Raw genomic sequence first — 327 nt, forward strand, 5'->3', positions numbered from 1 at the left:
GAAAAGCGCGCGCCGAAGGTGGGTGGAGCCGACTTTGGTGATGGGGGTGGTGGGGCGACCCGAGGTGCCGCTGACGAAGTGGCACGGGGTGACTCTGGCCCACGCGGCTAGCTGGCGAGCGTTGCTGAAGTGGGTGAGATCGGGGATCTCGGCGAGCATGATGTGACTGCTGATTTCACCGATGCTGGGGATGGAGCGGATGAGCTGGTCGCTCTTCCTGATGGTGTCGCTGGATTTGATGATGGCGTTGATGCGGAGACGGATGGCGGCGAGTTCCTTTTGTTCGGATTTGATTCTGCGGCTTAGGGATTTGAGAACGATGGGATC

The 327-nt window shown here is 60.2% G+C and carries 1 protein-coding gene; it reads right to left on the reverse strand.

Annotated elements, in window-relative coordinates:
• The coding region (locus JIN85_RS21120; RefSeq protein WP_200274573.1) for a transposase at window positions 1-327 on the reverse strand (327 nt) is incomplete at both ends.

This window comes from Luteolibacter pohnpeiensis (genome assembly GCF_016595435.1).
Taxonomy (GTDB): Bacteria; Verrucomicrobiota; Verrucomicrobiia; order Verrucomicrobiales; family Akkermansiaceae; genus Luteolibacter; species Luteolibacter pohnpeiensis.